This window comes from Sulfitobacter litoralis (assembly GCF_900103185.1).
Lineage (GTDB): Bacteria > Pseudomonadota > Alphaproteobacteria > Rhodobacterales > Rhodobacteraceae > Sulfitobacter > Sulfitobacter litoralis.
In genome coordinates this window covers 1-25,410 of sequence record NZ_FNJD01000031.1, presented here as the reverse complement: position 1 = coordinate 25,410, position 25,410 = coordinate 1, and the positions used below count along the sequence as shown (strand labels likewise).

Sequence of the window (25,410 nt, the reverse complement as noted above, 5' to 3'; positions counted from 1 at the left end):
ACGCCTTAAAATACATCGCCAAATACTGGGAAGGCCTGATCCTGTTCCTCGACGATGGCCGCATTGAAATGGACAGCAACGCTGTGGAGCGCACCATCCGCCCTATCGCCATGCAAAGAAAGAACGCGCTATTTGCCGGTCACGACGCGGGCGCGCAAAACTGGGCGATGCTCGCGTCACTGATCGAAACCTGCAAACTGAACCAGATCGAGCCGCACAACTACCTGTCCAGTGTCATCACAGCTATCGTCAATGGCCATAAACAGAAAGACATTGATCAGCTGCTACCGTGGAACTTCAAAGCCTGAAGCAACGCTTACTGAAAACCTCAAATTTTATCTGTTGGACTATTCTCGGACCTCCACCCACTAGAGCTTCAACAGGCTGCCACTCACAAAGCCGTGAGATCAGCTGTCCTTATGCTGTCAGAGAAACCTGCGGGTTGTGCGGAGGTAGCCTCGGTATGGGTCCCCGTAGCGATCAATCAACCAGCGCTCTTCAGCGAAGGGCGCGAGTGCCAATGCAGTAACGCCGGTGATAATCACTGGCCACGCGAGGATCGAGGCGGAGAGCAGTCCGATCCCGATGAGGATCGCCATGTCAGCCACATACTGAGGATTGCGGGAGAACCGGTAAAGGCCACGGGTCCGCAGAACGCCTTCATCACCACTCGTCGCCGCCATCCCAAGTTGCATCACACCGGACCAGACAACGGCATTGCCCAGAACGATCAGACAAAGCCCCAGACCCCAACGTATGATCCATGGGAAGTCGAGCTCACCCCATTCTAGCAGAGCCAAAACGATGGCAGATCCGAAGCCGACGCACGTAAGTCCCCAGACGACAATCTTGTGGGCTCCTGTAGAGTGAATCGGCGGCCAGACTCGTCGCTCCGGTTGGAACATGGACCAGAGTATACCCGCGACCAGCAACAGATTGGCCGCACAACCCAGCACGAGAACCACGGTTTTGAGGTCACCCATGACCATACCTGTGTGCGTCCCGATGTTTGGTCGCTGAGCGTTCAAACTCCAGCGTTGAGTGGTCGATCCCGAATTCCTCGTCGAGGCGGGTCTTGATTGCCGTCTTGATGTTTTCGAGGTCATCCCAGCGGTCCTCGGCGATTACGACGTGGGTATCGAGCGCCGCACGATGCTCCTGCATCTGCCAGAAATGTGCGTGATGAACTTCCTCGACTCCGTCCACGTCCTCCACGGCCGCGATAACCTTGTCCGTGTCGATATCGGGCGGGCTTCCCAACATCAGGGTGCGGATCGGGCCACCGATCTCGCTGAAGGCGAGCCAGAGGATATAGGCGGCAATCCCGATGGTGATCGCCGGATCAACCCAGCGGACATCGTAGAGAAGGATGAGAACGCCACCGACGATCACGGCCACAGACGCCAGCGCATCGCTGAGGTTGTGGAGGAACAGCGCCCGGATGTTCACGCTGCCTTTCTGCATCGAATAGGTCAGCCACGCGGTGAGGGTATCGATGAACAGCGCCACACTGCCCAGGATGACCACGGTCCAACCCGCGACTTCGGGCGGATCAACAAACCGCATCGCGCCCTCATAGACCAGATAAAGGCCGATGATGATCAGCGAGGTATAATTGATAAGCGCGGCGACGATCTCGACCCTGCCATATCCGAAGGTCATTTTCGCATCGGCCGGGCGGCGCGCGATCTTGCGCGCGCCGAATGCGATGACGAGCGACGCCATGTCGGAGAAGTTGTGGATGGCATCCGCGATCAGCGCCAAGCTGCCGGAAAGTATCCCTCCGACAATCTGCGCGACCGTCAGGAGGCCGTTTGCCCAGATGGCAATGGCAACCCGCCGGTCGCCTTCTTTAGGCTCCATATGGGCATGATCATGCGGCACGAGAAGCCTCCTCATGGCCGTGGTTTGGCCGGCTGAGCCCTGGAACGCTTGGCAAACGACCAGCGCGGATCGCCCTGACGCGGGCATTCATCCAATGGCGAATGAGGTGCCGATAGATCCAGTCGCGCAGCGGGCCTAACGCCTGACGATGGTGCTCATAAAACATGTCAGGATTATCGAATGTTCCAAAATCGCGGGCAATGCCGGTCTTCTGGATATATGTACTCTCCCCCGTCCATCCGACTGGCGGTGCGCTCAAGCAGTCGGTCCCGGCACCGTAGCCGCATAGGGACTGAGTCTCGGAAAACGACCGCTGCAAGGCCAACAGGAAGGATGTGTCGAGGATGAAGCCCTCAAGATCGACCCATTCTGCCTCGGTCTCGACCTCGATCCATGAGTGGAGGATTTCTGCGGGTGCGATCGGATAGATCAGTTCAGGCACGACGCCCCGTTGCAACGCTTTGTGGATTGTGAACCCGTGCAAGCGGCATCTTACGCCGACAGCGCGTAGAAGCGCCATCAGCAGCGTTCCCTTCGTGTTGCATTGTCCATACCTGTCATCGAGTACTTCGGAGGCAGGAATGTCGTCGGCGCGGTTATAGCCAAAGTCGATCTCGTTTCGCACGAAGTCGTAGATTGCACCAATTCGATCATGCAGCGGCAAGGTTCCCCACCCCCGGTCGGCGATCAGAGTGGCAAGTGAAGGATGCCTGAAATCCAAGAGTGGCGTGGACGAAAGCAGCGGGTCAACAGGGGTCATGAGCGTTTCCTAGAATCAACTATACAGAGGTGATGGTTTCTACAGTCACTGTAGCTTCAACCTTTATCTTGTCGCGACGCGAGAGACTATTCTGGTTGGTGATTGTGAACTGCCTTGTGATGCTCGTCATGCGCGTCCCGCAGGATGCCTATGCCGCCCCACGCCGCGATGCCAGCCACCGCGACCCCGACAACGAGGTCGGGCCAGTTGCTGCCCAACCACCAAACGAGACCGCCCGCGATCAGGATGCCGCCGTTCGATGCGAAATCGTTGAGGCTGAAGGTGTTGGCGGCCCGGATGTTCACGTCCGGTTCCTTCAGTCGCCCGAGCAGCCAGATGCAGGCGAGGTTGACGACCGCAGCGATCAGCGACATTGCGATCATCAGAGTTCCGAGCGGTTCGGAACCGCCGACATAGCGCCGCCAAGCGTCAATCAGAATGCCAACCGCAAAGATCAGAAGCAATCCGCCGGATACGTTCGCGGCACCCCGCTTCCACTTCGACGACCGGGACAAGGCCAGAAGGCTGATGCCATAGACGAGGCTGTCGGATGTGTTGTCGAGACCATTGGCGATCAGGGCGCTGGAATCGCCGATAGCTCCCGTGGCGAAGAACCCCGCAGCGATTGCGAGATTGAGACCGAGAACAATCCAGAGCGTCTGGCGCTCTTTTTCATTCTTCCCGCTGAATTCGCTTTCGACCATCGAACTGGCAAACCTTCCGATTTCTAAGAAAGGGGGCAGAAACGCCCTCTTCGGATGAAGCTGTCAAAAAGATATATAGAACCTCTAGCGACTATAGATCCAAAATAGCTTATTTACGTCCCTCTGGGCACCGAAAGAATAATCGCGGCACCGATCAAACAGATGGACGTCCCTATGAAGTCCCATCTGTCAGGTCGCTCGCCCTCGACGAACCACATCCAGAGCATGGAGGCCCCGATGTAGATGCCGCCATAGGCTGCGAAAGCGCGGCCCGCTGCGCTGGTTTCGACCTGCGCCAGCAACCAGCCGAAAAGCGCGAGCGCGATTATGCCGGGTGCGAGCCAGAGCGGTGATGCCCCAAGACGCCACCACGCCCAGATGGCGAAACACCCGCTGATCTCCGCGACAGCAGCCAGCGGATAGGCAATTGCGGCGTTCAAGCCCCAATCTCGTCGTGCTCGGTGAGACATTCCGCATGGTCTCGAAGGACCTCCAGAACCTTGCACTCCGCAACGCTGTCACCGTCGCACTCGGCGACCATGCGTTTCAATTCCTTCTTAAGCGCTTGCAGACGCTTGATCCGCTGTTCGACTTGGTGGAGTTGCCGACGCGCGATCGAATCCGCCTCCGCGCAGGATTGGGACGGGTTGTCCGAGAGGTCCAGCAGCTCCCGGATGGAGTCGAGCGAAAATCCGAGCTGGCGTGAGTGCCGGATGAAAGCCAGCCGGTCGAGGTCCTTTTCAAAGTAACGGCGCTGGCCGCCTGCGGTCCTTCCGGCCTCGTTCATCAAACCGATTTCTTCGTAGTAGCGGATCGTCTGAACCTTGGTTCCGGTTCTCCGCGAGAGTGTTCCAATTGCCAGCATGTGAGATCCTTCAATCTACAAAGACTGTAGCTTACTGAAGAGACAACTCCATTGAAAAGACAAAGGTTTCACTTTGGCGTGACTTCGGACAACAAAAAGTAACTTTTCGCTTGAACCTCTATCTGCTGTAGCTTGTATCCCGCGCACAGACAAACTGAACAGGTGGGTAGCGCAAGCAATGAAGAAGGTCCGGATAGTTCTCTGGTCGGCAGTGGTTGTCGCTGCGGCGGTGTCAGCCACGCTTTGGATGACTGAACGCAATCAGGGACCGTTCGCCGCGCGTGTTGATCCTGAGGCCGAGAGTTTCACTGCGGATTTTGAGCTGACGGACCATACCGGTATGGTGCAGACCGACGAGGATTTCCGAGGGCGCTGGATGCTCGTCTTTTTCGGATTTGCGAACTGCCCCGACGTGTGTCCCATGGGGCTCGCAACCATCGCGCAGGTCATGGACGAGCTCGGCACCCAAGGTTCCGCCGTCCAGCCCCTGTTCATCACGGTCGACCCTGAAAGGGATACGCCAAGCGCTCTGGCCAACTACGTTCCCCAGTTTGGTCAGGGAATCCTTGGGTTGAGCGGACCGCCGGAGCAAATCGAACGCACTGCCGAGACCTTCAAGATCTACTACCAGAAGATTGAGGAAGCCTCGGCACCCGACGGCTATACGATGGGGCATACGTCGTCCTTCCTTCTCTTCGATCCGGAAGGTGAATTTGTCCGCATCTACGAATACGACGAGGAACCCGGACTGATCGTTACTGATCTTCGCGAAAGGATCGGCGCGTGACAGCTGGCCCAGACGCAAAGCCAAGCGCGGCGAGCCCGGTAGCTTTCCTGTTCGCGGCATGGTTCGTCGCCTTGTCCGCGTCGCTCGCCGTGCTCTTCATCGGAGAGGTTCTGGGGCAGACCCCCTGCAATCTGTGCTGGTTCCAGCGTGCCTTCATGTTTCCGCTCGCGATTATCCTCGGGGTGGCGGCGTGGCGCGCCGACCTCTCGATCTGGCGCTATGCCGCGCCGCTCGCGGTTCTGGGTGGTGCCGTCGCCCTTTACCATTCCCTGCTTTACGCAGGGATCGTGCCGGCGCCGATCGTCCCCTGCACGGCGTCCGGGCCATCCTGCACCGATGACGCGATGCTGATCCTTGGCCTGCCAATCCCTCTGCTTTCCCTGCTGACGTTCGGGGCGATCCTTGTCCTTCTCATTCAACTTCGACGGATATCAATATGAACCGAAAGACACTTCTGCTCGCGATACTCACTCTGGTACTGGCCGTTTTCGTGGCTGGTGCCTGGTTCGTATCGCGCCCCGATCCGACCCCGGTGGCGACAGCCGCTCCGCTGGAACAACAGGATCGTCTTGTTCGGTCCTATTCTCCCATACTCGGGCGTGAGGATGCGCCAGTGACCATCGTGGAGTTCTTCGACCCAGCCTGCGAGGCCTGCCGCGCCTTCCATCCCATCGTGAAGCAGATACTGGCGCAATATCCCGACGATGTGCGCGTCGTCATGCGCTACACGCCGTTCCACGGCGAGGGGTCCGAGCTGGCAATCAAGGTGCTGGAAGCGGCTCGGTTGCAGGACGTTTTTGTTCCCGTGCTGGAAGCGCTGCTTGAAAATCAGCCCGCCTGGGCCTCTCACGGCGCTCCGGCAGCTGAGCGCATCATGGAGATCGCCGGAGCGGCGGGCTTGGACACAGACGCCGCCGCAAATCAGATCATGTCACCCAGCATCGTCGGCGTCCTCAATCAAGACCGGGCAGACGTCGAAGCTGTCGGAATCCAAGGCACACCGACGTTCTTCGTCAACGGTAAGCCTTTGCCAGAGTTCGGTGCGGAGCAGCTCTTGTCGCTCGTCCAAGCCGAAGTCGAGGCTGCGGCAACAAACTAGAACGAACAGGAGACCCAACGTGTTCAAAACCTTCGCAAAGGCAATCCAGAGCCTGTCTGTCGCTCTTCTGATGGGCTTGCCAATGGCATCCTCAGCGCAGCAGTTGTCAGAGAACGCATCGATTGTGGTCGAGAGCCCCTGGGCGCGCGCGAGCCTTGGAATGTCGCGGCCCGGCGGGGCCTATCTGACCGTTCGGAACGAGGGCAGCGATCAGATCTCCCTTATCGGTCTTCGCGCGGAGATCTCCGGCATGGCTTCGATCCACGAAACCAGAACCAATTCTGACGGCGTCAGCAGCATGGCTCCGGCGGACGATATCGTGATCCCGCCCGGGGGTATGTTCGCCCTTGAACCCGGCGGATATCACGCCATGCTGATGCAACTGCAATCTCCGCTCGTCGAGGGGGAGACCTTTCCGCTGACCCTGCTCTTTTCCGATGGAACAGAGCTTGAAATCACCGTCCCGGTCCTTGGCATCGGCGCACGCGGCCCCGAAGGCTGATCCGGCTGATGATGAGGGTGGCCAAAATCGCAGCGATCGGAGCGGCGGCGGTCTTTGCCGCCCTGTTTGTCGGCTGGTGGCAGGTAGATGGGCCTGGCGCTGACTCCGCGCCGGGCAAGCGGTCTCTACCGCTGACTGCTATGGAATTCAGCCTGACGGATCAGGATGGTCGGGATGTCGGCCCGGAAACCCTCATCGGCGAGCCGAGTCTGGTCTTCTTCGGATTCACCTATTGCCCCGACGTTTGCCCGACGACCCTCTCGGACATTTCCGGATGGCTCGACGAGATTGGGCCGGACGCCGAAGACCTGAATACCGTTTTCATCACCGTAGATCCGGACCGCGACACGGTCGAGGCCATGGCCGAGTATGTCTCGTATTTCCATCCGCAGATACAAGGATGGACGGGCTTGCCAGACCAGATCGCGGCCATCGCCGATGGTTTCCGTGCCACCTATGAGAAGGTTGAGGGGGAAAACGGCGAATATACGATGAACCACACGGCGGGTGTTTTCTTGTTCGATGCGACAGGTCGCTTCGTCACCACCATCGACTATCACGAACCACGCGAATTCGCCGTGCCGAAGATAAGGCGCGCGATGCAGAACAGAACCGAGAGGGCAGAATCTTGAAACTGAGACATATCGTTCTGGGAACGACAATGGCCGCGGCAGCGGTCAGCACGATAGCGAGCCGGGCTTTGATCCTGGAGGCGCCGTCCGAGTACATCTTTTCCGAGGCTCCGGAAGCCTTGGACAGTCCACCCGAACCTCTCGATGGACCAGGCGTCAACGCATCTGGCGAGACGATGCCGAATATGCTTCCGGCCGCTTTTCAGCCGCCTGAGTTTCCCGCACTCGAACGGGCCGAGCCAGATAATCTGATGGCGCTTGTTCAGGCCCTCGCCACGCCGCCTTGGGAGGCGACGGTCGAGGCGGGTGACACATTGGACGTGCTTCTCTCTCTCGCGGACATGGATGCGCAAACACGGACCGAAGTCGCACTGGCACTGACGGTTGAATACGACCTGCGCCGCCTTCGACCGGGCCATCGTCTCAGCGTCGACTTTCGCCCGGACGGCACGCCATTCGTTGTGACGTTGGCTGTCGATGACGGTGTGCGGATCGAAGTCACCCTGGACGACACCATTGCGAGCCGGACGGTAACGCCGAGCGCGTTGACAGTCGAGCGTGCGAGCCAGTTGCTGGTGAACGGGTCGATCTACGCTTCGCTGGATCGAGCAGGCGTCCCGGCCCGTTTTGCCGTCGATCTCGCACAAATCCTCGGGGAAACGGTCGACTTTCGCAGGGATCTTCAAGGCGGAGAGACCCTGAATATCCTTTGGGGTCAGACCGTCCTTCGCGATGGTTCAGAGGTCGGTCAACCGTCCATCTCCTATGCGGCCCTCGATCTGACCGACGACCGCTTCGAAATCCTCTGGTCAGCCGAAGACAGCGGGCGGGCAACGGTCTATTTGAATGGTGAAATCCTGCGGACGGTCGCGCCGCCGGTGGAAGGCGCACGACTGTCGTCGGTCTTCGGGCAGCGCAAGCATCCGATCTACGGCAATATGCGGATGCACACAGGTGTCGATTATGCCGCCGCTGCGGGGACACCGATTGCAGCGACCGCACCCGGACGGGTCTCCTTCATCGGATGGCGGAGCGGGTATGGCCGGGTGGTCGAGATCGCGCACGGGTCAGACACAATGACCCGCTATGCGCACCTCAGCGCTGTGCCGGAGGGTCTGGCCGTCGGAAACCGCGTGGTCGCGGGCGAAACGATTGGCCAGGTCGGTGAGACAGGCACGGCGACAGCTCCGAACCTTCACTACGAAGTGCGCGTGGACGGCCGACCTATCGATCCGCTCGGGGAGGAATTGCTCGCCTCTGCGGAAAATTTCGACACTGCGGACGCCACTGAAATCCTTGAAGAGACGCGCACACGGTTCGCGACCTTTCTTCGCGAAGACACATGACTGATTTGAAAGGAATTCCGATGAAAAACAGGTTTCAAACCGTGGCCGCTGCGACCCTCATGATTGCTGCCGCGACGGCAGTAACCGCCCAGACCGCTATCCACGTCGGAAAGACGCGTGGCTGCGGTTGTTGCCTTGCCTGGATGGAAAAGCTGTCCGATGCCGGGTTCGCTCCTGAAGGTGAGAATATGGGCGGGGCGTTGATCCGTCTGAAAATGGATCGCGGTATTCCCGTCGATATGTTCTCCTGTCACACGGCGACCGTCGAAGGCTACACCATCGAGGGTCACGTTCCGCCAGCCGATATTACTCGACTGCTTGAAGAACGTCCCGATGCCATAGGCCTGGCCGTGCCCGGCATGCCCATCGGCTCGCCCGGCATGGATTTCGGCGACGATGCCGAAGCCTACGATGTCTTTCTGGTGAAATCCGACGGCTCCACTGAGATCTTTTCGTCCTATCCGGCGAGTTAAAGTGGAGCAAATCACAACACTCTCACCAGTCGCACTGGGCTTTCTAGGCAGCCTGGCCGCCGGTCTCATGACCGCCGTCGGGGCGACGCCCGTGCTTCTCGGCAAGACCCCGTCACGCAAATGGCGCGATATTTCGCTCGGCTTTGCCGCCGGGGTCATGCTTGCCGCGTCTTTCTTTTCTCTCATTATACCGGCACTCGACGCAGCGGAGGGCCGATACGGGGATGGCGCGATACCGGCGCTGATCGTCTGTGCTGCGATCCTGATGGGCATGGGCGCGGTCGCCATGATGAACGAAATGATCCCGCATGAGCATTTCAGCAGCGGGCGCGAAGGCCCAGAGGCGGTCTCGCTGCGCCGTGTCTGGCTCTTCATCATCGCCATCACGATCCACAATGCGCCGGAGGGTTTGGCCGTCGGCGTTGCGTTCGGTGCCGACGGTTTTACAGGCGGATTTCCCGTCGCTCTCGGGATCGGATTGCAGAATGCGCCTGAAGGGCTGGCCGTTGCAGTCGCCCTACTGGGCGAGCGATACTCGGCGGGCCGTGCGTTCGGCATCGCAGCACTGACTGGTTTGGTCGAACCCGTCACGGGCTTTCTTGGTGCCGCGATGATCGTCGTGGCGCAGCCTCTCTTGCCCTGGGGTCTGGCTTTTGCGGCGGGCGCGATGCTTTACGTCATCAGCCACGAGATCATCCCGGAAACCCATCGCAGCGGCCACCAGAAGCAGGCGACGACCGGGCTCGCGATCGGGCTCGTCGTCATGCTGTTCCTCGATGTCTGGTTGGGGTGATCCATGGCAACTCGTTCCATCGGCATTTGTACAGCTGTCGCGGCGCTCGCCGCCGATCAGGCATCGAAGGCGTTCGTGCTTGCGAACGCAGAAGCGCTCGCCACCGGCGTCGCTGTATTCCCCGGCTTCAACCTGATCTTCCACCGCAACTACGGGGTGACCTTTGGGTTCTTTCAAAATGTGCCGTGGTGGGTCCTTGCATTGGTCGCCACCGCCGTCGTTCTGTTCCTCGTCGTTTCACTGATCCGGGCAACGCAGGCAGCCGAGGCGGTTGCCTACGGCATGGTGATCGGCGGCGCTCTTGGGAATATCGTCGATCGTCTTCGCTTTGAAGGGGTGACCGATTTTCTGGATTTCTATCTCGGAACGGCGCATTGGCCAGCGTTCAACCTCGCGGATGTCTTCGTGGTCTGCGGCGTGGGGATTTTGCTGATCTTCTCGGGGCGCGAAAAGGTCGCTGCGTCCGAAACCTCAAGATAGATCTCGGTGATTTCAATCGGCATCACTGTTCTCCGCATTTCCGGAATGTCAGGTATCATCCTCACATTCTGTGCATTCGGCCTCGGCGCTTTGGCAGTTTTCGCTCTGCCACCATTCTCGATGCCGGTGCTTTTGCCCGTCGCGTTTGGCGCGCTGTATCTCCTTACGGTCGGAGAGAGCCGCATGCGGGCCGGACTTGCCGGATGGGCGTTCGGCGTTGGCTTCTTCCTGTTCGGATTGTCCTGGATCGCGGAGAGCTTTTTCGTCGACGCGGAGCGGTTCGGCTGGATGGCCGTTCCTGCGGTGGCTGGACTGGCCGCCGGCCTTGCGCTGTTTCCGGCGGCGGCAATGGCAGCGTTCGCATGGAGCAGGACGAAAGGTGTCTCCGGCGCATTGATCTTCGCGGTCTGCTGGTCGGTTTCGGAATGGCTGCGCGGCACCATGCTGACAGGCTTTCCCTGGAACCTGATCGCCTATGCATGGGCCGACTACGATATTCCACGCCAAATGGCCGCATGGGTTGGCAGCTACGGACTTGGCCTCGTCACAGTTCTGCTGTCGGTCCTGCCCGTAACGCTCCTCATGCGGAATCGTCGGCAAAATGCGTTCGCCGCATTTGTTTTCATGTCGGTGGTGGGGGGTGCCGGAACCCTCGGTACGGTTCGCCTTATGGCCACCACACCGCCAACAGACACAACCGTCAGGATCGTTCAGGGAAACATTCCTCAGACGGAGAAATGGGACCCCGCGTTCCGCGAACGGAACATATCCCGCTATCTGGACCTGTCTGCGCAGTCTGGCAGCTTCGACGTTCTTCTCTGGCCTGAAAGTGCATTTCCCGGTTATCTTGATGAGAATCCTGAAATGTTGGGTCGAATTGCAGAACGTCTGCCTGAGGGCCGCGTTCTTCTGACCGGTGCACAGACGCGCGAGTCGGACGGCACTGGCACACGCTACAGAAATTCGATCCTCGCAGTCGATCAGACCGGACAGATCGTCACGCGATACGCCAAGCATCACCTCGTGCCGTTCGGGGAATACGTTCCCCTGCGGAGTTTTCTTCCGATCCAGCGATTGACCGCAGGGCTTGGGGACTTCACGCCCGGTACCGGCCCCCAGACCGTTGAGCTACCCGGTTTATCTCCGGTCGGCCTTTCGATCTGCTACGAGGCCATTTTTCCGGGACGTGTCGTAGACGCCGCTTCGCGTCCGGACTGGATATTCAACGCCACCAATGACGCTTGGTTCGGTGCGTCTCTCGGTCCCCGGCAACATCTGGCCTCTGCCAGGATGCGCGCGGTCGAAGAGGGGCTGCCTTTGGTTCGCGCGGCCAACACGGGCATTTCAGCAGTTATCGATGGGTACGGCCGGATCGTCGCCCGCCTCGGGCTCGATGAGACCGGCGTGCTGGACGCCCGCTTGCCAGCTGCGCTCCCGGCCACGCCATTCGCGAAATACGGGCAGATGATGTTCCTGCTCGTTTTGGCAGCGTGCATCGCGGGTGCCATTGGGTTGACTATTGGAAAGGAAAAGGCACCATGATCGTGATCTTCGGAGCATTGGTCGGCGCCGCATGGGGCGGATATCTCGCCAAGAAGCGTGGCGGCAACAGGCTGGTCATCGCCCAGTACGCGGCAAGTTCCGCGATCGCATTCGGACTCCTGGCGTTGTTCGCCTCGATCGTTCTTGCACGGGTTCTATGAACCGCCGTCCAAGGCCGGATAGGCGCTAGGCGAATATGTCGATCGGCGTCCCGTCCCGCACCATCGCGTAGATATCCTCAATTTCGCGGTCCGACACCGCGATGCAACCCGCCGTCCAGTCTGGCTTGATCGCGTCGATCCCGGGTCGTGGCCCGCCATGGATGAAAATGTCGCCGCCTGGCTCACGGCCCTGTGCAGCGGCGAAGGCGATATCGGCCTCGTTCGGATAAGAGATTCCGATGGAGAGATGGAACAGACTGTCGGGATTGCGTCGGTCGACGGTATAAGCCCCTTCGGGCGTTTTCCCGTCACCCTCGAACTGCTTGGGCCCCTCGGGCGCGAAACCGAGGTCTATCCTGTAGGCTTTCAGGACCGAGGTATTGTTGAACAGGAACAGGTTCCGGTCACCTTTGAACATCTGCAACCGGGTGACCTCGGGCCCATCGTAGGTTCGGAATTTGCTGGCGCACCCTGCAAGGCCAAGTGCAAGTCCGCCCAAGAGTGCCGTTCGTCGTGTCGTTTTCATCATGTCGTCCGCTCGATCTTTTTACCTGTCCACTCATATCGGTATCGGTATGCTTGATCAATCAATGGCCGTGCGCCAGGGCTCCCTGCGCCATCTTCTCTCCCACTTTCTCTCCCCCGGACCCGTCTGGCCGGTCCTTCTTGGCCCGGAGCAGCCTGAGCGCGTTGGCGACAACCAGCAGCGAAACGCCGACATCCGCAGCGATGGCACCCCACATTGTTGCCATGCCGAACGCTGTCAGCCCGACGAACAGCGCCTTCGTCGCAAGCGCAATAGCGATGTTCTGATGGATGACGTTCATGGTGCGGCGGGAATGGCCTATCAGCCATGGCACCTTGGCGATGTCGTCCGTCATCAGGGCGATATCGGCGGTCTCAATGGCGGCATCCGATCCGACCGCACCCATGGCGATGGCGAAATGCGCCCGCGCCATGGCAGGTGCGTCATTCACACCATCTCCGATCATTGCCACGACATCGTAACTGGCAACCAGTTCTTCGATTGCCGCCACCTTGTCTTCTGGCAGCAGTTCTGCGCGAACCTCATCGATGCCGACTTCCGCCGCCACGGCGCGCGCCGTGCGTTCATTGTCGCCGGTCAGCATGATGATCTTTTGCACGCCTTGGGCATGCAGACGCGCCACGACCCCCTTCGCATCCGGGCGGATACGGTCGCGCAGTTCGATCAGGCCCAGCAGGCGGCTTCCGGAGCCTACGGCCACGAGTGTGCTGCCAGCCCCTTCGATCCGTTCCAGCAGGTCGCGGGGGATCGCTTCGCCAAGCCCCTTCTCGGTCGCAAATCGATCCGAACCGAGCCAGACGGGCTGACCCTCCCAGGTTCCCTCGACACCGCGGCCCGGCACCGTTTGGGTGTCGGTAGCCGCCGACTGCTTCAGCCCATCGCGTTCGCCGCGCACCAGGATGGCCCGCGCGAGAGGATGCGAAGAGCGGGCTTCCAGCGCGACAGCGGCGCTCAGAAGGTCGCGCTCGGCCGTGCCGCCCAAGGGATGCAGACCCGCGACCTCCGGTTCTCCCATGGTGATCGTCCCGGTCTTGTCCATTGCCAGAGCTGTCAGGCGTGACGGCGCCTCCACATAGGCACCGCCCTTGATCAGCACGCCATTGCGTGCCGAGGCCGCGAGCGAAGCGACGATGGAGACCGGCGTAGAAATCACGAGCGCACAGGGGCAAGCGATTACCAGGAGAACCAGTGCATTGTAGAACCAATAATTCCATGCCCCCGCGAACAGCAGCGGTGGAACGACGGCGATTAGAACCGCCAGCACCATGACAATAGGCGTGTAGATGCGGGCGAACTTTGTGACCCACTGTTCAACCTCGGCGCGGCGCGAATGAGCGTCGCCTACCATACGGATGATTTTCGAGAGCACGGTATCGCCTGCGGCCTTGGTGGCCCTGACCGTCAGTGTGCCGTCGCCGTTGATCGTTCCGGCATACACTTCATCGCCAGTTTCCTTTGCCACAAGAGCACTTTCCCCGGTAATCGGAGCCTGATCAACATCGCCGCGACCCTCGGTCACCTCTCCGTCGAGCGGGATACGGTCTCCGCCGCGCACCACGAAGCGGTCACCGATCGCAACCTGAGCCGCAGGAACATCGGTCTCCGATCCGTCGTCACGAATGACGCGCGCCGTGGGTGGTGCTAGGTCCAACAGGGCCGAGACCGCGTTGCGCGCACGCCCCACGCTCCAGGATTCGAGAGCGAGGGACAGAGCAAAGAAGAATGCGACCGTTGCCGCCTCGAAAAACTCGCCCAGACCGATCGCCCCGGCCACGGCGACGATCATCAGCAAATTCATGTCAGGCGAAAATCTACGCGCGGCGGACCATGCTTTGGGGGCGACCAGCCAGGCTCCGAACACCACCGCCAGCATGAACAGCCCCATCTCGACCAGAGGCATAGACGTCTCGCCATGACCGGAGAAGAGCCGCAGCGCGCCGCCCGCCCCCGTCTCGACGATGTGGTAAAGGAACCCCGCGGCCCAGAAGCCGCCGCTGAGCCCGGTGAAGAGGCGTTGACGTGCGAAATGGGCCGCCTGGTCCGCTTCGGCGCTTTCAGCATCCCACATCTTCGCGCTCATCCCAGTCGACCCGACGATCTTGATGATCTTATCGTCGCTGAGCGGTTTGGCGCTTTTGAGAATGGTCATGCGCCCGTTGATCACATCGAAGGCCAGATGCTCGCTGCCGCCGACTTCCGGCCCGACGACCTTGTTCAGGATCGCGACCTCTTCCGCACAATCCAGCCCGTTAACGCGAAAACTGCGTCCGGAGGATGGTGGAGGTGCTGCCACCTGCGCGGTGTCTTCGGCCGTCTGGCCGCAGCAAGCCTTTGTGTCTTTGCGATCATCCTGATGACCGTGCGGATGCGTGTCTGGACCGTGGTGGGACATGGGAAACCTCTGAGAATAAGCGTTGAGCCAAAGATAGGAGCTTCAGTTGCTAGAGGTTCAAGAAGTTTCTTGGGATGTTCTGTGCTTAAGGCCATCACAATCAGCACTGTACCTCCTCTGAACTGTTCGGGCGCGACAGCGAGGCGATTGGACTTGACCTTCCATCTACGGGAAGCACTATTTGCGGACCCAGTGTAGTTTTTGAAAGGCTAGGAAATGGATCAGATAGTAGGCAAGGATGCGTCAGAGCGGTCGTCGGATCATGCCGTGGATCCGGTGTGCGGCATGTCCGTCACAATTTCTCCGGACGCACGCCGTGCAGACTATGACGGTGAAATTTTCTATTTCTGCTCCGACAGGTGCCACACCAAGTTCAAGGCTGATCCAGTTTACTACGCCTCTGGCAAGGCATCGGATCGTCGCATGACCTCACAAGCAGGCGCGCAGTATACATGCCCGATGCACCCTGAAATCGTACGTGATGAACCCGGATCTTGCCCGATCTGTGGCATGGCGCTTGAACCGATGTTACCGTCGGATGAACCCAGTGAGGAACTGACCGACTTCACCCGCCGCATGTGGATCAGTGCCGCGGCGGCCGTTCCCCTGGTCATCCTAACCATGGGTGAGTTGGTCGGTCTGCCCGTCCGAGACTGGATCGGGCATCAACTGGCGACCTATGTCGAGTTCGCGTTGGCGACACCAATCGTCCTATGGGCGGCGAAACCCTTCTTCGAGCGGGGATGGGCGTCGATCGTGAACCGCTCGCCCAACATGTGGACACTGATCTCCATCGGTGTCGGTGCGGCCTACATCTATTCGCTGGTGGCTACGTTCCTTCCGGGCGTGTTTCCGGAGGTCTACCGGATGGGCGCGGGGGTCGGCACCTACTTTGAGGCCGCCGTTGTCATCATCACCCTGATTTTTGTTGGGCAGGTTCTGGAGCTGAGGGCGCGGGAACGGACCGGCGATGCCATTCGGGCACTACTCGACCTGGCCCCGAAAACTGCGCGACGTATCCTGCCCGACGGCACAGAGTATGACGCGCCGCTGGAAAACATCGTTGAGGGGGATCGTCTGCGGGTCCGCCCAGGCGACGCGATCCCCGTCGACGCCACGGTCATGGACGGTACGTCGTCCATCGACGAGAGCATGATCACCGGCGAACCCCTGCCGGTCGAAAAAGGTCCCGGCGATACCGTCACCGGCGGCACGATCAACAAGAACGGATCCCTTGTCATCGAGGCCGCGCGCGTGGGTGCCGACACGATGCTGAGCCAGATCGTCGAGATGGTTTCGAACGCGCGTAGGTCCCGCGCGCCGATTCAGGGTCTTGCCGACAAGGTCTCATCCTACTTCGTGCCGACCGTTGTCCTGATCGCGCTGCTCGCATTCGTCGCGTGGCTGAGCTTCGGACCCGAACCTGCTCTGGTCTTTGCCATTGCCTCGGCGGTGTCGGTGCTGATCATCGCCTGCCCCTGTGCTCTGGGCCTGGCGACCCCGATTTCGATCACGACGGCCGCGGGGCGCGGTGCACAGGCGGGTGTGCTGATCAAGGACGCCGAAGCTCTGGAACGCATGGCCAAGGTCGATACGCTGATCGTGGACAAGACGGGTACCCTGACCGAGGGGAAGCCGAAGCTGACCGATGTGGCCGCTCTGGGCGACGAAAGCGAGGAAACCATTCTCACCCTAGCTGCCGCCCTGGAAAAAGGCTCGGAGCACCCGTTGGCGGAGGCCATCGTGGAGGGTGCGAAGGAGAAGGGCATCAAGGTCGGCAATGCCGAAAACTTCGAGGCGGTGACCGGAAAAGGCGTGCGCGGAACTGTCTTGGGGCGGGCTGTCGCACTTGGAAATACCGCAATGATGCGCGACATGTCTCTCGACACATCTACGGCGGAGGAAGCGGCAGATGTTCTACGGGCCGAGGGTAAGACCGCCATGTTCGTAGCCATTGAAGGTAAGCTGTCCGGCATCGTCGCAGTGGCCGACCCGATCAAGGAGTCGACTGCCGAAGCCATCAAGGTACTGCACGAGGCAGGTCTGCGGATCATCATGGCGACAGGTGACAACGAACGCACCGCCAGCGCCGTGGCGCAGCGGCTTGGAATCGACGAGGTTCGGGCCGGCGTTCTGCCGGAAGATAAGAAGGCGCTGGTCGACGAGCTGCACGCCGAAGGCAGAAAGGTCGCGATGGCGGGTGATGGTGTCAACGACGCGCCAGCCCTGGCCGCAGCGGACGTCGGCCTTGCCATGGGTACGGGCGCGGACGTGGCGGTTGAAAGTGCGGGCATCACGCTGTTGCGCGGGGATCTGAACGGCATCGTCAAGGCGCGGACACTGGCGGTGGCGACGATCCGCAACATTCGCCAGAACCTGTTCTGGGCGTTTGCCTATAACACGCTCGGTGTTCCAATCGCGGCAGGGGTCCTCTACCCGGTCTTCGGCCTATTAATGTCACCAATGATCGCCGCAGCCGCGATGAGCCTTTCTTCAGTCTCGGTCATCGCAAACGCTCTCAGGCTGAGGCGATTGAAGCTTTAGCGGGTCCGCGTTTTGAACGTGAAGTAGGTCAATTATCCATTTCAGCAAAACGTGTATTGCTGGTCTGTCAGAAATCCAACATAGCTGACCGATGATACTCAAAACGCGCCTTTTTGTGCTTACTCTTTTGATTGGCGTTGTTCTGGCGCAAATCAGTCATGCGTCCATTTCAAGCGTGGATTCAGGGTCTTCGATGGTCATGCAAAGCGATTGCTGTCCAGATGACTGCCCGGACATGCCGGAATGCGATGCTGCTTGCATTTCGACGATGTAATGTCGGGTAGCCCCGATTGTGCTGGGGCTGGAACGAGCAACTCTAGCGAGCTTGCCGAGCCCCGGAAACGCAGAGTTCTCACGGGCCGAGGCGGCAGCGCACCGACAACATGCGGACATTGAGCTTCAAAGACCGCCCAAGGCATGACGGGTCAGGTGTCTTTCGCACCAAAATCCACGCGCCGATGTAACGTATAGACTCAGGGTCGATACGATGGCTGGCGTTCCCGTTGCCCGTCAAAATAGGCGTATCATGCTCCGCTATATCCCCACCTTTCTTGCGACCCTCGTGGTCGCGACCCAGCTCTCCGTGCCGATGGCACAGGCGGCTGCATCTGATTACAGCCTTGTTCTCGTCGAAACGACTTATCCCTTCGGAGACGGCGCGGTTCTGGAGCTTCGTCTGATTGATACCCGCACCAATGCGCCCGTCGAAGGCGCCGTCATCTTTGCCACAAGGCTGGATATGGAGCCGGACGGCATGGAGACGATGACTTCGACGGTCTTGGCGTTGCCCGGCGAAGAGCCGGGTCTCTATCGCTTTTCCGCCGATCTGACGATGGACGGAAACTGGCGGTTTTCCGTTGCGGCCAAGGTGCAGGGCGAACCTGAAACTGTTCAGGCGCAAATCGTGCTCGAGGTGCTGCCATGAGCGTCTTTGGCAAATTGGTGCTTATCGGCGTGGTTGGCGGCGCGGCTGGATGGGCGGGCCTCGCGGCAGGCGTCAAGGGTTGGACGCCTGCTATGCTGGCAAATGTGGCGCAGACGCAATTCCCCGCGCTGATGGGACGGCAAGCTGAAGCAATGCCAGCCGCAACCCGAACGCCGACAGGCCCGGTCATCTACTACCGACACCCTGACGGTCTCGCCGAATGGTCCGCCGCGTCGACCGAGACTGCCGATGGAAAGTCCTTTTTGCCGGTCCTGGCGAACGAAGACGTATCGTTTGATCCAGAGGCGATCACGCCTCTAGAGGCAGAGAGTGGCGAACGAACCCTACTCTACTACCGCCACCCGATGGGCCTGCCTGATACGTCGCCGGTGCCAAAGCTGGATTCCATGGGGATGGACTACCTGCCCGTCTATGCCGACGAGGTAAGCGATGCCGGATCAGTGACCGTATCGCCCGGCAAGCTGCAACGCACGGGCGTGCGTACGTCAATTGCAGTGTTTGATCCCATGGCAACAACAGTGCGCGCGCCGGGGATCGTCGCGCTGGACGACCGTAGAGTCAGCGTCATTTCATTGCGTGCGGATGCGTTCATCGAAGAAGTTGAGGATGTAACGACCGGATCAATCGTTGAAGCGGGCGAACCGCTGGCGATGCTCTATTCCCCAGAGGTCGTCGCCGCTGCGGCGCAATATGTTTCCGACCTTCGGGGCGGTGAAGGGAGGGTCGAAGGCAGCCGCCAAAGGCTGGCAAATCTGGGCGTCCCAGCAGCCGTCATCGACAAGATCGCGGCGGAAAGGCGTACGCCGGTGCAAATCACTCTGATGGCACCGCGGTCGGGCGTGGTACTCGAACGGATGGCCGTCGAAGGCATGATGTCCGAGGCCGGAGAAACGCTGTTTCGTATTGCCGATACATCGGTTGTCTGGGTCATGGCGGACGTGCCGGAATCTGCGCTCGCGGGCCTTTCGGATGGAAACGCTGCGACGATCACCTTCCCAGGCCTGCCGGGCGAGACCTTCAGCGGCTTGATCGACAAGATATACCCTGAAGTCGATATGCAGACCCGGACTGCACGCGTCCGCATCGATCTGTCCAACCCCGAGGGTCGCTTGCTGGTCAACATGTTCGCGGATGTGGTTTTGGCGACGGGCGACGGTGCGCCCGTGGTGCAGGTGCCGGAAACGGCGGTGATCGACACCGGCGATCGCCAGGTGGTGATCCGCGATATGGGAGAGGGGAAATTTGTGCCGCAGGATGTGGTGCTGGGGCGGCAGGCCGCCGGGATGGTGGAAATCCTTGAAGGCATTGTGGAGGGCGACCGGATCGTCACCACCTCGACCTTTCTGATCGACGCGGAGAGCAACCTGAACGCAGCCCTGGCTGCGCTGACCGCCCCGGAGGCAGTCGAATGATCGCGCGTGTCATCGAATGGTCCGCCCGCAACCTTGTTCTGGTGTTCTTTGCCACGGCCCTGATCATCGCCGCAGGGGTCTGGTCACTGCGCAACTTGCCGATCGACGCTATTCCCGACCTGTCTGACGTGCAGGTGATCGTGCTGACCGATTATCCGGGCCAGGCTCCGCAGGTCGTCGAGGATCAGGTCACCTATCCGCTGACTTCGGCGATGCTGACGGTGCCGCGATCCCGCGTCGTGCGGGGGTTTTCGTTCTTCGGCATTTCCTTTGTCTACATTATCTTCGAGGACGGCGTAGACCCCTATTGGGCACGGTCTCGCGTTCTGGAATACCTGAACGCCGCGGCAGCCCGCCTGCCGGACGGCGTGACGCCCACGCTCGGTCCCGATGCGACCGGGGTCGGATGGGTTTACCAATACGCGATCACCGGAGAAAATCTGTCGCTGGCCGAATTGCGGTCGTTGCAGGATTGGATCGTGCGCTTTGGTGCAAGCCGTGCCGAGGGCGTGTCCGAAGTGGCCAGCGTCGGCGGCTTCGTCAAGCAATACTCGGTCACGGTGGATCCGGTGCGGATGCGGGCGCAGGGGTTCACGCTGTCCGACATCGGCAAGGCCATCTCTGAAAGCAACATGGACACCGGCGGGCGCACGGTAGAGCTTTCCGAGTTCGAATTCATGGTACGCGGACGGGGCTATCTGTCGGGGACCGAGGATATCGGCAACATCACCCTGCGCAGTATCGGCGGCGTCCCGATCAGCCTGCGCGACGTGGCGCGGGTCGAAATCGTCCCCAATGAACGCCGCGGCATCGCCGAGTTGAACGGTGAGGGCGAGGTGGCCAGCGGCATCGTGCTGCAACGGGTGGGCGCCAATGCACTGGACGTGATCGAAAACGCCAAGTCAGAACTGGATGTGGTTGCTCAAAGCTTGCCGGACGGGGTCGACATCGTGCCGGTCTATGACAGGTCCAACCTGATCCTGTCGGCAATAGAGACGCTGAAAACAACGCTTCTCGAAGAAAGTCTCGTTGTGGCCGGGGTCACGATCATTTTTCTGTTGCACGTCCGGTCGGCCCTCGTAGCGATCATCATGCTGCCTATCGGATTGCTCATGGCGTTCACCGCGATGAAATTCCTCGGGATCGGGGCCAATATCATGAGCCTCGGCGGCATTGCCATCGCCATCGGCGCGATGATCGACGCCGCCATCGTGATGATCGAGAACGCGCACAAGCATTTGGAACGTGCTGCCCCCGATAAGCCCCGCATCGAGGTGCTGATCGAAGCCGCAAGCGAGGTCGGCCCGGCACTGTTCTTCAGCCTGCTGATCATCACCGTATCGTTCCTGCCGATCTTTGCACTGGAAGGACAGGAGGGACGCATGTTCGGCCCGCTGGCCTATACCAAGACGTTTTCGATGGCGGCGGCGGCGTTCCTGTCGGTGACGCTGGTGCCTGCGCTGATGGTGGTCTTCGTGCGCGGCCGGATCATCCCTGAACACAGGAATCCGGTGAATCGGGCACTCATCGCCGTTTACCGCCCAATCATCCGCGCCGTGCTGAAGGCCAAAAGTCTCACGATCATAGTGGCTCTCGCCGCACTGGTGGTCACGATCTGGCCCGCGCGGCAGTTGGGGTCAGAGTTCATGCCCGTCCTGAACGAGGGCACGCTGATGTATATGCCGACCACTTTGCCCGGTCTGTCAGTCACCAAGGCCGCAGAGTTGATGCAGACGCAAGACCGCATCATCAAGACCTTTCCCGAGGTCCTGACCGTCTTCGGCAAGGCGGGCCGCGCCCTGACCGCGACCGATCCCGCGCCGACCGAGATGTTTGAGACGATCATCCAGCTCCGCCCGGAAGACGAATGGCGGCCCGGTGTGACGACCGAAAGCCTGCGGCAGGAAATGGATGCCGCCCTGCAATTTCCCGGCGTATCGAACGCCTGGACGATGCCGATCCGGGCGCGCATCGACATGCTGTCCACCGGAATCCGCACGCCTGTGGGGATCAAGGTCTTCGGCACCAGCCTGACCGAGATGGAAAAGGTCGCCCGTGAGGTCGAAGCCGTGGTACGAACGGTGCCCGGAACGACCAGCGCCTATGCCGAACGGGTGATCGGCGGCTATTACCTCGACATCACCCCGGACCGTACAGCGCTTGGCCGCTACGGTCTGTCGGTGCAGGATGTGCAAGAGATAATCGGCATGGCGTTGGGGGCCAAGGCCATCACGCAGACCGTCGAGGGGCGCGAGCGCTACGACGTCGCAGTGCGCTATCCGGCGACACTGCGGTCTGATCCGGAGGCGATTGGGCGCGAGGTTCAGGTTGCACTGCCGGGCGGTGGCACCATTCCGCTGGGGGACGTGGCCACCATTGAACGCACCCGCGGAGCTACGTCGATCCGCACCGAGAACGGACAGCTTGCCGTATATATCTTTGTCGATATCGTCGGACGCGATCTTGGCGGCTATGTGGCCGAAGCTCAGGCGGCGGTCGCGGCCTCCGTCACTCTGCCACCCGGCTATTCTTTGGGCTGGAGCGGTCAGTTCGAATACCTTGAACGCGCGAAACAGCGGCTGGCCACTGTTGTGCCGCTGACGCTGGCGCTGATCTTTCTGCTGCTTTACCTAAACTTCCGCCGCCTGACGGAATGAACCGCCCCGATTTTACCGGAGGGTGCTTTGTTCAACGTCAGGCTACTTTATCGAGTGTGTTTAGATTTGCATAGAATACCTCCAGCCCAATTTGCTTGCGATCGCTGTGAATAAAGCAGCTTCGCTACGATACTCATCGCGGTGTTCCATCGCCAACCGCACCGCACGTTCGCGGAACTCAGGTGAATACGGCTTCGAGGTCTTCTTGTTGTGTGACTGTTCCATAATGGGCAATTCTCCGAAAGTTTTGCCCTCCGGTAAACCCGGGGCGGTTCAGAAACCTTGATCGTGATGCTGTCGCTGCCTTTCGCTCTGGTCGGTGGCATTTGGCTCATGTGGTTCATGGGCTTCAACATGTCGGTTGCGGTGGCCGTCGGGTTTATCGCGCTGGCCGGGGTGGCGGCTGAAACCGGAGTGATCATGTTGATCTATCTCGATCAGGCGTTGAATGAAGCGCGTGCCCGCGCGGGCGACAGGGACCTGACCCGCGACGAGCTCTACGCCGCGATCATGGTGGGTGCAGTAGACCGCGTGCGCCCCAAGATGATGACAGTTGTCGCAATCATGGCCGGCCTGATGCCGATCCTTTGGGCGCATGGCACCGGGTCCGAGATCATGCAGCGCATCGCAGTGCCCATGATCGGGGGAATGGTGTCGTCAACCTTGCTGACCCTGATCGTCATTCCGGCGGTTTATGCCATCATCAAAGGGTGGAGCCTGAAGCAAGCCGGTACAGTGCCTGATTTGGCCCTCGGGCGGGCCGCAGAATAAGGGCAACGGCGTCAAGCAAGCAATAGGATATTGAGATGTATGCTCGAAACCTATGGAGTCACCGCGACTTCGACCATGCGGATTTTAGTGTCCCCATCCCCGCCGCCGGTCGGCTGCGTCCAGGCCACAAACGTATTGGCGTCTCCGCGCGCCATTCGGGGAAAACCGATCGATCCGCCGCCCCGATTGATATGGAGCGCCTGAGGCGCTGCGCATCCGGTACTTCGCGATATGTGGCACATGACGATCGCTTCACCGCCTCCCACATATTCAATCCAGAGCGCCAATGCGCTTCCATCCGGCATTTGCAGAACATCCACCCGTCCCGCGGCTGTGCCGAGGTCAATGCGGAGCGGTTCGTCAAACTGCGCGCCGCCATCGTCCGAAAACGCGATATGAACCTCCGGTTTATTCTCAGCTGCAGTGAACCAGATGACGGACACCTTGTCGTCCATCGTATCAACAGCTGGGCCATTTACGGGGCAGCCGGCAATTTCCCATCCGTCGTCGTGAACAGTGAGGGGTTGCGTCCAGTCCCTTCCGGTAGATCGAACAATCGAAATGTCGCGGATTTCATCGGCGGTTCGATCACGATAGACCGCCACGATATCGCCCGAAGCGGTCCGCGCTGCGGACGTCTGACAACAAGTACAAGCGCGCGCGTCCAACAGGCTTTCTGGCTTCATCGTTCCGTCAGAGTTGATCTGTCGTGCGCGCAGCTGCATCGCATTCTCGAAGTTTTCGCCTTCTGTTTGACTGTCATACTCCCGGCCATCCAGCCACAGCGCCGTCAACCCGCCAAACTGATCGGGAACCAACGAAACAAAACCGTGCTCGCGTTGTGATCTGTCATCATGGGGAACAAGCGGTTCCGTCCAGCTTCTGCCTTCATCTTTAGAAAAAGCGATATTGACGTCATATTGGTAATCACCCTCCCCATTCAGTTTAAGCCATTGTGCCGCCAGGCCGCCATCAGCCAGCACCGCTACCGATGGAAAATCGGCCCAGTTGATGTAAATCTTTGACGATTTATGAATTGTGCGAGCGTCCGACCACTCACTGCCATCGAGGATGGCCATGCGAACTTCAGATTCGGCTCCTTTTTCTTCTGTCCAACTCAATATGATCCGGCCATCCGGCAAGGTTGCAAGTGATGGTTCACGGGCGCCGATGCCGACCGGTGCTGCGCGGTCGGTCAATCTAAAGAGGCCGGTTTCCTCGGCATGAGTTGCGGTGGAAGATCCAAAAAATGCAGCAAGGATCAGGATCGATGCAGCGAGACACTTACTCATCTAGAGAATTTTCCCCAACAGTTGTCGCCATGTCGCAGCGAACAGAATGGTAGTTACCCGCGAACCAATTCCACCCTTTTGACCGTCGAAACGGCTCAATATATCCCGTTGGCACGCTGCAATGCACGAATGTAAGATACGATATCGAGAATATCTGATCGCGTCACGCCTTCAACCGCTGGCATGTTACCAAATTTCCAATGATGCGCCCGAACTCCATTTTGAGCCGCGAGGACAAACGCCATGTCGCCGTGATGGCTCGGCTCATAGATCTTGTGTACGAGCGGTGGAGCGACGCCATCCTGACCCTGTCCATTCAGGCCGTGGCAGGCGACACAGACCGCATCATAAGCACTTGCGCCAATTTGCTCCTGCTCGGTCAAGCTGCTTGGCAGCTTGACAGTTGCAAGCGCACCTGCAGGGAGCACCCTGCCCTCCTCCGTCCGGGTGCCCGTTTGGGAGTCTGTTTGCTGCTTGAAATACCATCCCGCCGCAGCAATGGTGACCAGAGCAAAAAATATCGCGGCCCATCTCATTCTATCGGACTCCTTCATGATGTTGCGATCGCCCCCTGTCTCTTCACAGACAAAGCCGGGTATCTCAGTGTAGCTTCCTCGAATTCGCGGACCTCTTCCGGCTTGTGGTAAGCGGTGCGCCGATCCCACCTATTTAGCGTAATTCCATGGTAGCAGATCGTTGATCTGGCTTTGTTTGTGGCCTGCGACGATGGCAGTGACCGTATCTGTCAGATAGGCATGCGGATCGACACTGTTCAATTTGCAGGTCTCGATCAAGGAAGCGATGACGCCCCAGTTTGTGGC

28 protein-coding genes are annotated in these 25,410 nt (G+C 59.9%); 17 read left to right on the top strand and 11 right to left on the bottom strand.

The annotated features are described in order from the left end of the window. Window positions 1–308: IS66 family transposase (locus BLQ98_RS16935; protein WP_141135366.1), on the top strand; the 308-nt coding region annotated here is incomplete at its 5' end. A 117-nt stretch (window positions 309–425) separates the two neighbouring features. Here BLQ98_RS16935 and BLQ98_RS16930 read toward each other — a convergent pair. The 6 genes from BLQ98_RS16930 to BLQ98_RS16905 form a co-directional block, all read right to left on the bottom strand. Beyond that, a complete protein-coding gene (locus BLQ98_RS16930) occupies window positions 426–800 on the bottom strand; it encodes a methyltransferase family protein (protein WP_244148475.1) in 375 nt (124 codons plus the stop codon). Window positions 801–975: 175 nt separating this feature from the next. Further along, complete coding sequence (locus BLQ98_RS16925) at window positions 976–1,884, bottom strand: cation diffusion facilitator family transporter (RefSeq protein ID WP_093734380.1); 909 nt, start codon at window positions 1,882–1,884, stop codon at window positions 976–978. Next, the gene (locus BLQ98_RS16920) at window positions 1,874–2,644 is read right to left on the bottom strand and encodes a transglutaminase-like domain-containing protein (protein ID WP_093734379.1); all 771 of its coding nucleotides are present in this window, start codon (window positions 2,642–2,644) and stop codon (window positions 1,874–1,876) included. The genes BLQ98_RS16925 and BLQ98_RS16920 overlap by 11 nt, the downstream gene beginning before the upstream one ends. Window positions 2,645–2,730: 86 nt before the next feature. After that, complete coding sequence (locus BLQ98_RS16915; RefSeq protein WP_024099354.1) at window positions 2,731–3,348, bottom strand: cation efflux transmembrane domain-containing protein; 618 nt, start codon at window positions 3,346–3,348, stop codon at window positions 2,731–2,733. Window positions 3,349–3,461: 113 nt separating this feature from the next. Further along, window positions 3,462–3,818: a YnfA family protein gene (locus tag BLQ98_RS16910; RefSeq protein WP_208596091.1), complete on the bottom strand. Its 357-nt coding sequence runs from the start codon at window positions 3,816–3,818 to the stop codon at window positions 3,462–3,464. Continuing rightward, window positions 3,785–4,213: a MerR family transcriptional regulator gene (locus tag BLQ98_RS16905; protein WP_024099356.1), complete on the bottom strand. Its 429-nt coding sequence runs from the start codon at window positions 4,211–4,213 to the stop codon at window positions 3,785–3,787. Before BLQ98_RS16905 ends, BLQ98_RS16910 begins: the two co-directional genes overlap by 34 nt. Before the next feature lie 247 nt (window positions 4,214–4,460). Between BLQ98_RS16905 and BLQ98_RS16900 the strand changes: the two genes are divergently transcribed. From BLQ98_RS16900 to BLQ98_RS18325, 11 genes are all read left to right on the top strand, one after another. Continuing rightward, window positions 4,461–5,000 carry an SCO family protein gene (locus BLQ98_RS16900; protein ID WP_237273222.1) on the top strand — a complete coding sequence of 180 codons (540 nt, stop codon included), beginning with the start codon at window positions 4,461–4,463 and terminating at the stop codon, window positions 4,998–5,000. Then, a complete protein-coding gene (locus BLQ98_RS16895; RefSeq protein WP_093734378.1) occupies window positions 4,997–5,440 on the top strand; it encodes a disulfide bond formation protein B in 444 nt (147 codons plus the stop codon). The genes BLQ98_RS16900 and BLQ98_RS16895 overlap by 4 nt, the downstream gene beginning before the upstream one ends. Next, window positions 5,437–6,099: a DsbA family protein gene (locus BLQ98_RS16890; RefSeq protein WP_093734377.1), complete on the top strand. Its 663-nt coding sequence runs from the start codon at window positions 5,437–5,439 to the stop codon at window positions 6,097–6,099. Before BLQ98_RS16895 ends, BLQ98_RS16890 begins: the two co-directional genes overlap by 4 nt. Before the next feature lie 70 nt (window positions 6,100–6,169). Further along, complete coding sequence (locus BLQ98_RS16885; RefSeq protein WP_043939878.1) at window positions 6,170–6,601, top strand: copper chaperone PCu(A)C; 432 nt, start codon at window positions 6,170–6,172, stop codon at window positions 6,599–6,601. A gap of 8 nt (window positions 6,602–6,609) precedes the next feature. Beyond that, on the top strand, window positions 6,610–7,233 hold the full coding sequence (locus BLQ98_RS16880) for an SCO family protein (RefSeq protein ID WP_093734376.1): 624 nt from the start codon (window positions 6,610–6,612) through the stop codon (window positions 7,231–7,233). After that, window positions 7,230–8,579 carry a M23 family metallopeptidase gene (locus tag BLQ98_RS16875; protein WP_237273221.1) on the top strand — a complete coding sequence of 450 codons (1,350 nt, stop codon included), beginning with the start codon at window positions 7,230–7,232 and terminating at the stop codon, window positions 8,577–8,579. The genes BLQ98_RS16880 and BLQ98_RS16875 overlap by 4 nt, the downstream gene beginning before the upstream one ends. Window positions 8,580–8,599: 20 nt before the next feature. Beyond that, window positions 8,600–9,052: a DUF411 domain-containing protein gene (locus BLQ98_RS16870; RefSeq protein WP_093734374.1), complete on the top strand. Its 453-nt coding sequence runs from the start codon at window positions 8,600–8,602 to the stop codon at window positions 9,050–9,052. Window positions 9,053–9,062: 10 nt separating this feature from the next. Next, window positions 9,063–9,845 carry a ZIP family metal transporter gene (locus tag BLQ98_RS16865; RefSeq protein ID WP_040701850.1) on the top strand — a complete coding sequence of 261 codons (783 nt, stop codon included), beginning with the start codon at window positions 9,063–9,065 and terminating at the stop codon, window positions 9,843–9,845. 3 nt (window positions 9,846–9,848) lie between these two features. Continuing rightward, entirely contained in the window at window positions 9,849–10,325 is a 477-nt protein-coding gene (gene lspA / locus BLQ98_RS16860) for a signal peptidase II (protein WP_093734373.1), read from the top strand. Window positions 10,326–10,370: 45 nt separating this feature from the next. Continuing rightward, a complete protein-coding gene (gene lnt / locus BLQ98_RS16855; RefSeq protein WP_244148474.1) occupies window positions 10,371–11,867 on the top strand; it encodes an apolipoprotein N-acyltransferase in 1,497 nt (498 codons plus the stop codon). Continuing rightward, window positions 11,864–12,028, top strand: a complete 165-nt coding sequence (locus tag BLQ98_RS18325) for a hypothetical protein (protein WP_093734371.1) — start codon at window positions 11,864–11,866, stop codon at window positions 12,026–12,028. Before lnt ends, BLQ98_RS18325 begins: the two co-directional genes overlap by 4 nt. A 25-nt stretch (window positions 12,029–12,053) precedes the next feature. Here BLQ98_RS18325 and BLQ98_RS16845 read toward each other — a convergent pair whose 3' ends face one another. Together BLQ98_RS16845 and BLQ98_RS16840 are read right to left on the bottom strand one after the other, a co-directional pair. Continuing rightward, window positions 12,054–12,554, bottom strand: coding sequence for a L,D-transpeptidase family protein (locus tag BLQ98_RS16845; RefSeq protein ID WP_047998128.1), 501 nt, complete (start codon window positions 12,552–12,554; stop codon window positions 12,054–12,056). A 61-nt stretch (window positions 12,555–12,615) separates the two neighbouring features. Next, a complete protein-coding gene (locus tag BLQ98_RS16840; RefSeq protein ID WP_231582198.1) occupies window positions 12,616–14,967 on the bottom strand; it encodes a heavy metal translocating P-type ATPase in 2,352 nt (783 codons plus the stop codon). 216 nt (window positions 14,968–15,183) lie between these two features. Between BLQ98_RS16840 and BLQ98_RS16835 the strand changes: the two genes are divergently transcribed. The 5 genes from BLQ98_RS16835 (at window position 15,184) to BLQ98_RS16815 (ending at window position 23,297) form a co-directional block, all read left to right on the top strand. Continuing rightward, window positions 15,184–17,511: a heavy metal translocating P-type ATPase gene (locus BLQ98_RS16835; RefSeq protein ID WP_093734370.1), complete on the top strand. Its 2,328-nt coding sequence runs from the start codon at window positions 15,184–15,186 to the stop codon at window positions 17,509–17,511. A 526-nt stretch (window positions 17,512–18,037) separates the two neighbouring features. Then, complete coding sequence (locus BLQ98_RS16830) at window positions 18,038–18,436, top strand: FixH family protein (RefSeq protein ID WP_093734382.1); 399 nt, start codon at window positions 18,038–18,040, stop codon at window positions 18,434–18,436. Next, the gene (locus BLQ98_RS16825; RefSeq protein WP_090270116.1) at window positions 18,433–19,869 is read left to right on the top strand and encodes an efflux RND transporter periplasmic adaptor subunit; all 1,437 of its coding nucleotides are present in this window, start codon (window positions 18,433–18,435) and stop codon (window positions 19,867–19,869) included. Before BLQ98_RS16830 ends, BLQ98_RS16825 begins: the two co-directional genes overlap by 4 nt. Continuing rightward, window positions 19,866–22,526 carry an efflux RND transporter permease subunit gene (locus tag BLQ98_RS16820; protein WP_244148473.1) on the top strand — a complete coding sequence of 887 codons (2,661 nt, stop codon included), beginning with the start codon at window positions 19,866–19,868 and terminating at the stop codon, window positions 22,524–22,526. The genes BLQ98_RS16825 and BLQ98_RS16820 overlap by 4 nt, the downstream gene beginning before the upstream one ends. A gap of 282 nt (window positions 22,527–22,808) precedes the next feature. Next, window positions 22,809–23,297 carry an efflux RND transporter permease subunit gene (locus BLQ98_RS16815; protein ID WP_279614939.1) on the top strand — a complete coding sequence of 163 codons (489 nt, stop codon included), beginning with the start codon at window positions 22,809–22,811 and terminating at the stop codon, window positions 23,295–23,297. Window positions 23,298–23,347: 50 nt separating this feature from the next. Here BLQ98_RS16815 and BLQ98_RS16810 read toward each other — a convergent pair whose 3' ends face one another. From BLQ98_RS16810 to BLQ98_RS16800, 3 genes are all read right to left on the bottom strand, one after another. Continuing rightward, window positions 23,348–24,589: a sialidase family protein gene (locus BLQ98_RS16810; RefSeq protein ID WP_237273219.1), complete on the bottom strand. Its 1,242-nt coding sequence runs from the start codon at window positions 24,587–24,589 to the stop codon at window positions 23,348–23,350. A 95-nt stretch (window positions 24,590–24,684) separates the two neighbouring features. Further along, window positions 24,685–25,125: a c-type cytochrome gene (locus BLQ98_RS16805; RefSeq protein ID WP_237273909.1), complete on the bottom strand. Its 441-nt coding sequence runs from the start codon at window positions 25,123–25,125 to the stop codon at window positions 24,685–24,687. A gap of 129 nt (window positions 25,126–25,254) precedes the next feature. Further along, the coding region (locus BLQ98_RS16800) for a transposase domain-containing protein (protein WP_141135365.1) at window positions 25,255–25,410 on the bottom strand (156 nt) is incomplete at its 5' end.

Coding starts and splice junctions, on each gene's coding strand:
- BLQ98_RS16920 (WP_093734379.1), bottom strand. CDS start 2,644: ATGACCCCTGTTGACCCGCTGCTTTCGTCCACGCCACTCTTGGATTTC.
- BLQ98_RS16915 (WP_024099354.1), bottom strand. CDS start 3,348: ATGGTCGAAAGCGAATTCAGCGGGAAGAATGAAAAAGAGCGCCAGACG.
- BLQ98_RS16910 (WP_208596091.1), bottom strand. CDS start 3,818: ATGTCTCACCGAGCACGACGAGATTGGGGCTTGAACGCCGCAATTGCC.
- BLQ98_RS16905 (WP_024099356.1), bottom strand. CDS start 4,213: ATGCTGGCAATTGGAACACTCTCGCGGAGAACCGGAACCAAGGTTCAG.
- BLQ98_RS16900 (WP_237273222.1), top strand. CDS start 4,461: ATGACTGAACGCAATCAGGGACCGTTCGCCGCGCGTGTTGATCCTGAG.
- BLQ98_RS16890 (WP_093734377.1), top strand. CDS start 5,437: ATGAACCGAAAGACACTTCTGCTCGCGATACTCACTCTGGTACTGGCC.
- BLQ98_RS16885 (WP_043939878.1), top strand. CDS start 6,170: ATGGGCTTGCCAATGGCATCCTCAGCGCAGCAGTTGTCAGAGAACGCA.
- BLQ98_RS16880 (WP_093734376.1), top strand. CDS start 6,610: ATGATGAGGGTGGCCAAAATCGCAGCGATCGGAGCGGCGGCGGTCTTT.
- BLQ98_RS16870 (WP_093734374.1), top strand. CDS start 8,600: ATGAAAAACAGGTTTCAAACCGTGGCCGCTGCGACCCTCATGATTGCT.
- lspA (WP_093734373.1), top strand. CDS start 9,849: ATGGCAACTCGTTCCATCGGCATTTGTACAGCTGTCGCGGCGCTCGCC.
- lnt (WP_244148474.1), top strand. CDS start 10,371: ATGTCAGGTATCATCCTCACATTCTGTGCATTCGGCCTCGGCGCTTTG.
- BLQ98_RS18325 (WP_093734371.1), top strand. CDS start 11,864: ATGATCGTGATCTTCGGAGCATTGGTCGGCGCCGCATGGGGCGGATAT.
- BLQ98_RS16845 (WP_047998128.1), bottom strand. CDS start 12,554: ATGAAAACGACACGACGAACGGCACTCTTGGGCGGACTTGCACTTGGC.
- BLQ98_RS16840 (WP_231582198.1), bottom strand. CDS start 14,967: ATGTCCCACCACGGTCCAGACACGCATCCGCACGGTCATCAGGATGAT.
- BLQ98_RS16835 (WP_093734370.1), top strand. CDS start 15,184: ATGGATCAGATAGTAGGCAAGGATGCGTCAGAGCGGTCGTCGGATCAT.
- BLQ98_RS16830 (WP_093734382.1), top strand. CDS start 18,038: ATGCTCCGCTATATCCCCACCTTTCTTGCGACCCTCGTGGTCGCGACC.
- BLQ98_RS16825 (WP_090270116.1), top strand. CDS start 18,433: ATGAGCGTCTTTGGCAAATTGGTGCTTATCGGCGTGGTTGGCGGCGCG.
- BLQ98_RS16820 (WP_244148473.1), top strand. CDS start 19,866: ATGATCGCGCGTGTCATCGAATGGTCCGCCCGCAACCTTGTTCTGGTG.
- BLQ98_RS16810 (WP_237273219.1), bottom strand. CDS start 24,589: ATGAGTAAGTGTCTCGCTGCATCGATCCTGATCCTTGCTGCATTTTTT.
- BLQ98_RS16805 (WP_237273909.1), bottom strand. CDS start 25,125: ATGAGATGGGCCGCGATATTTTTTGCTCTGGTCACCATTGCTGCGGCG.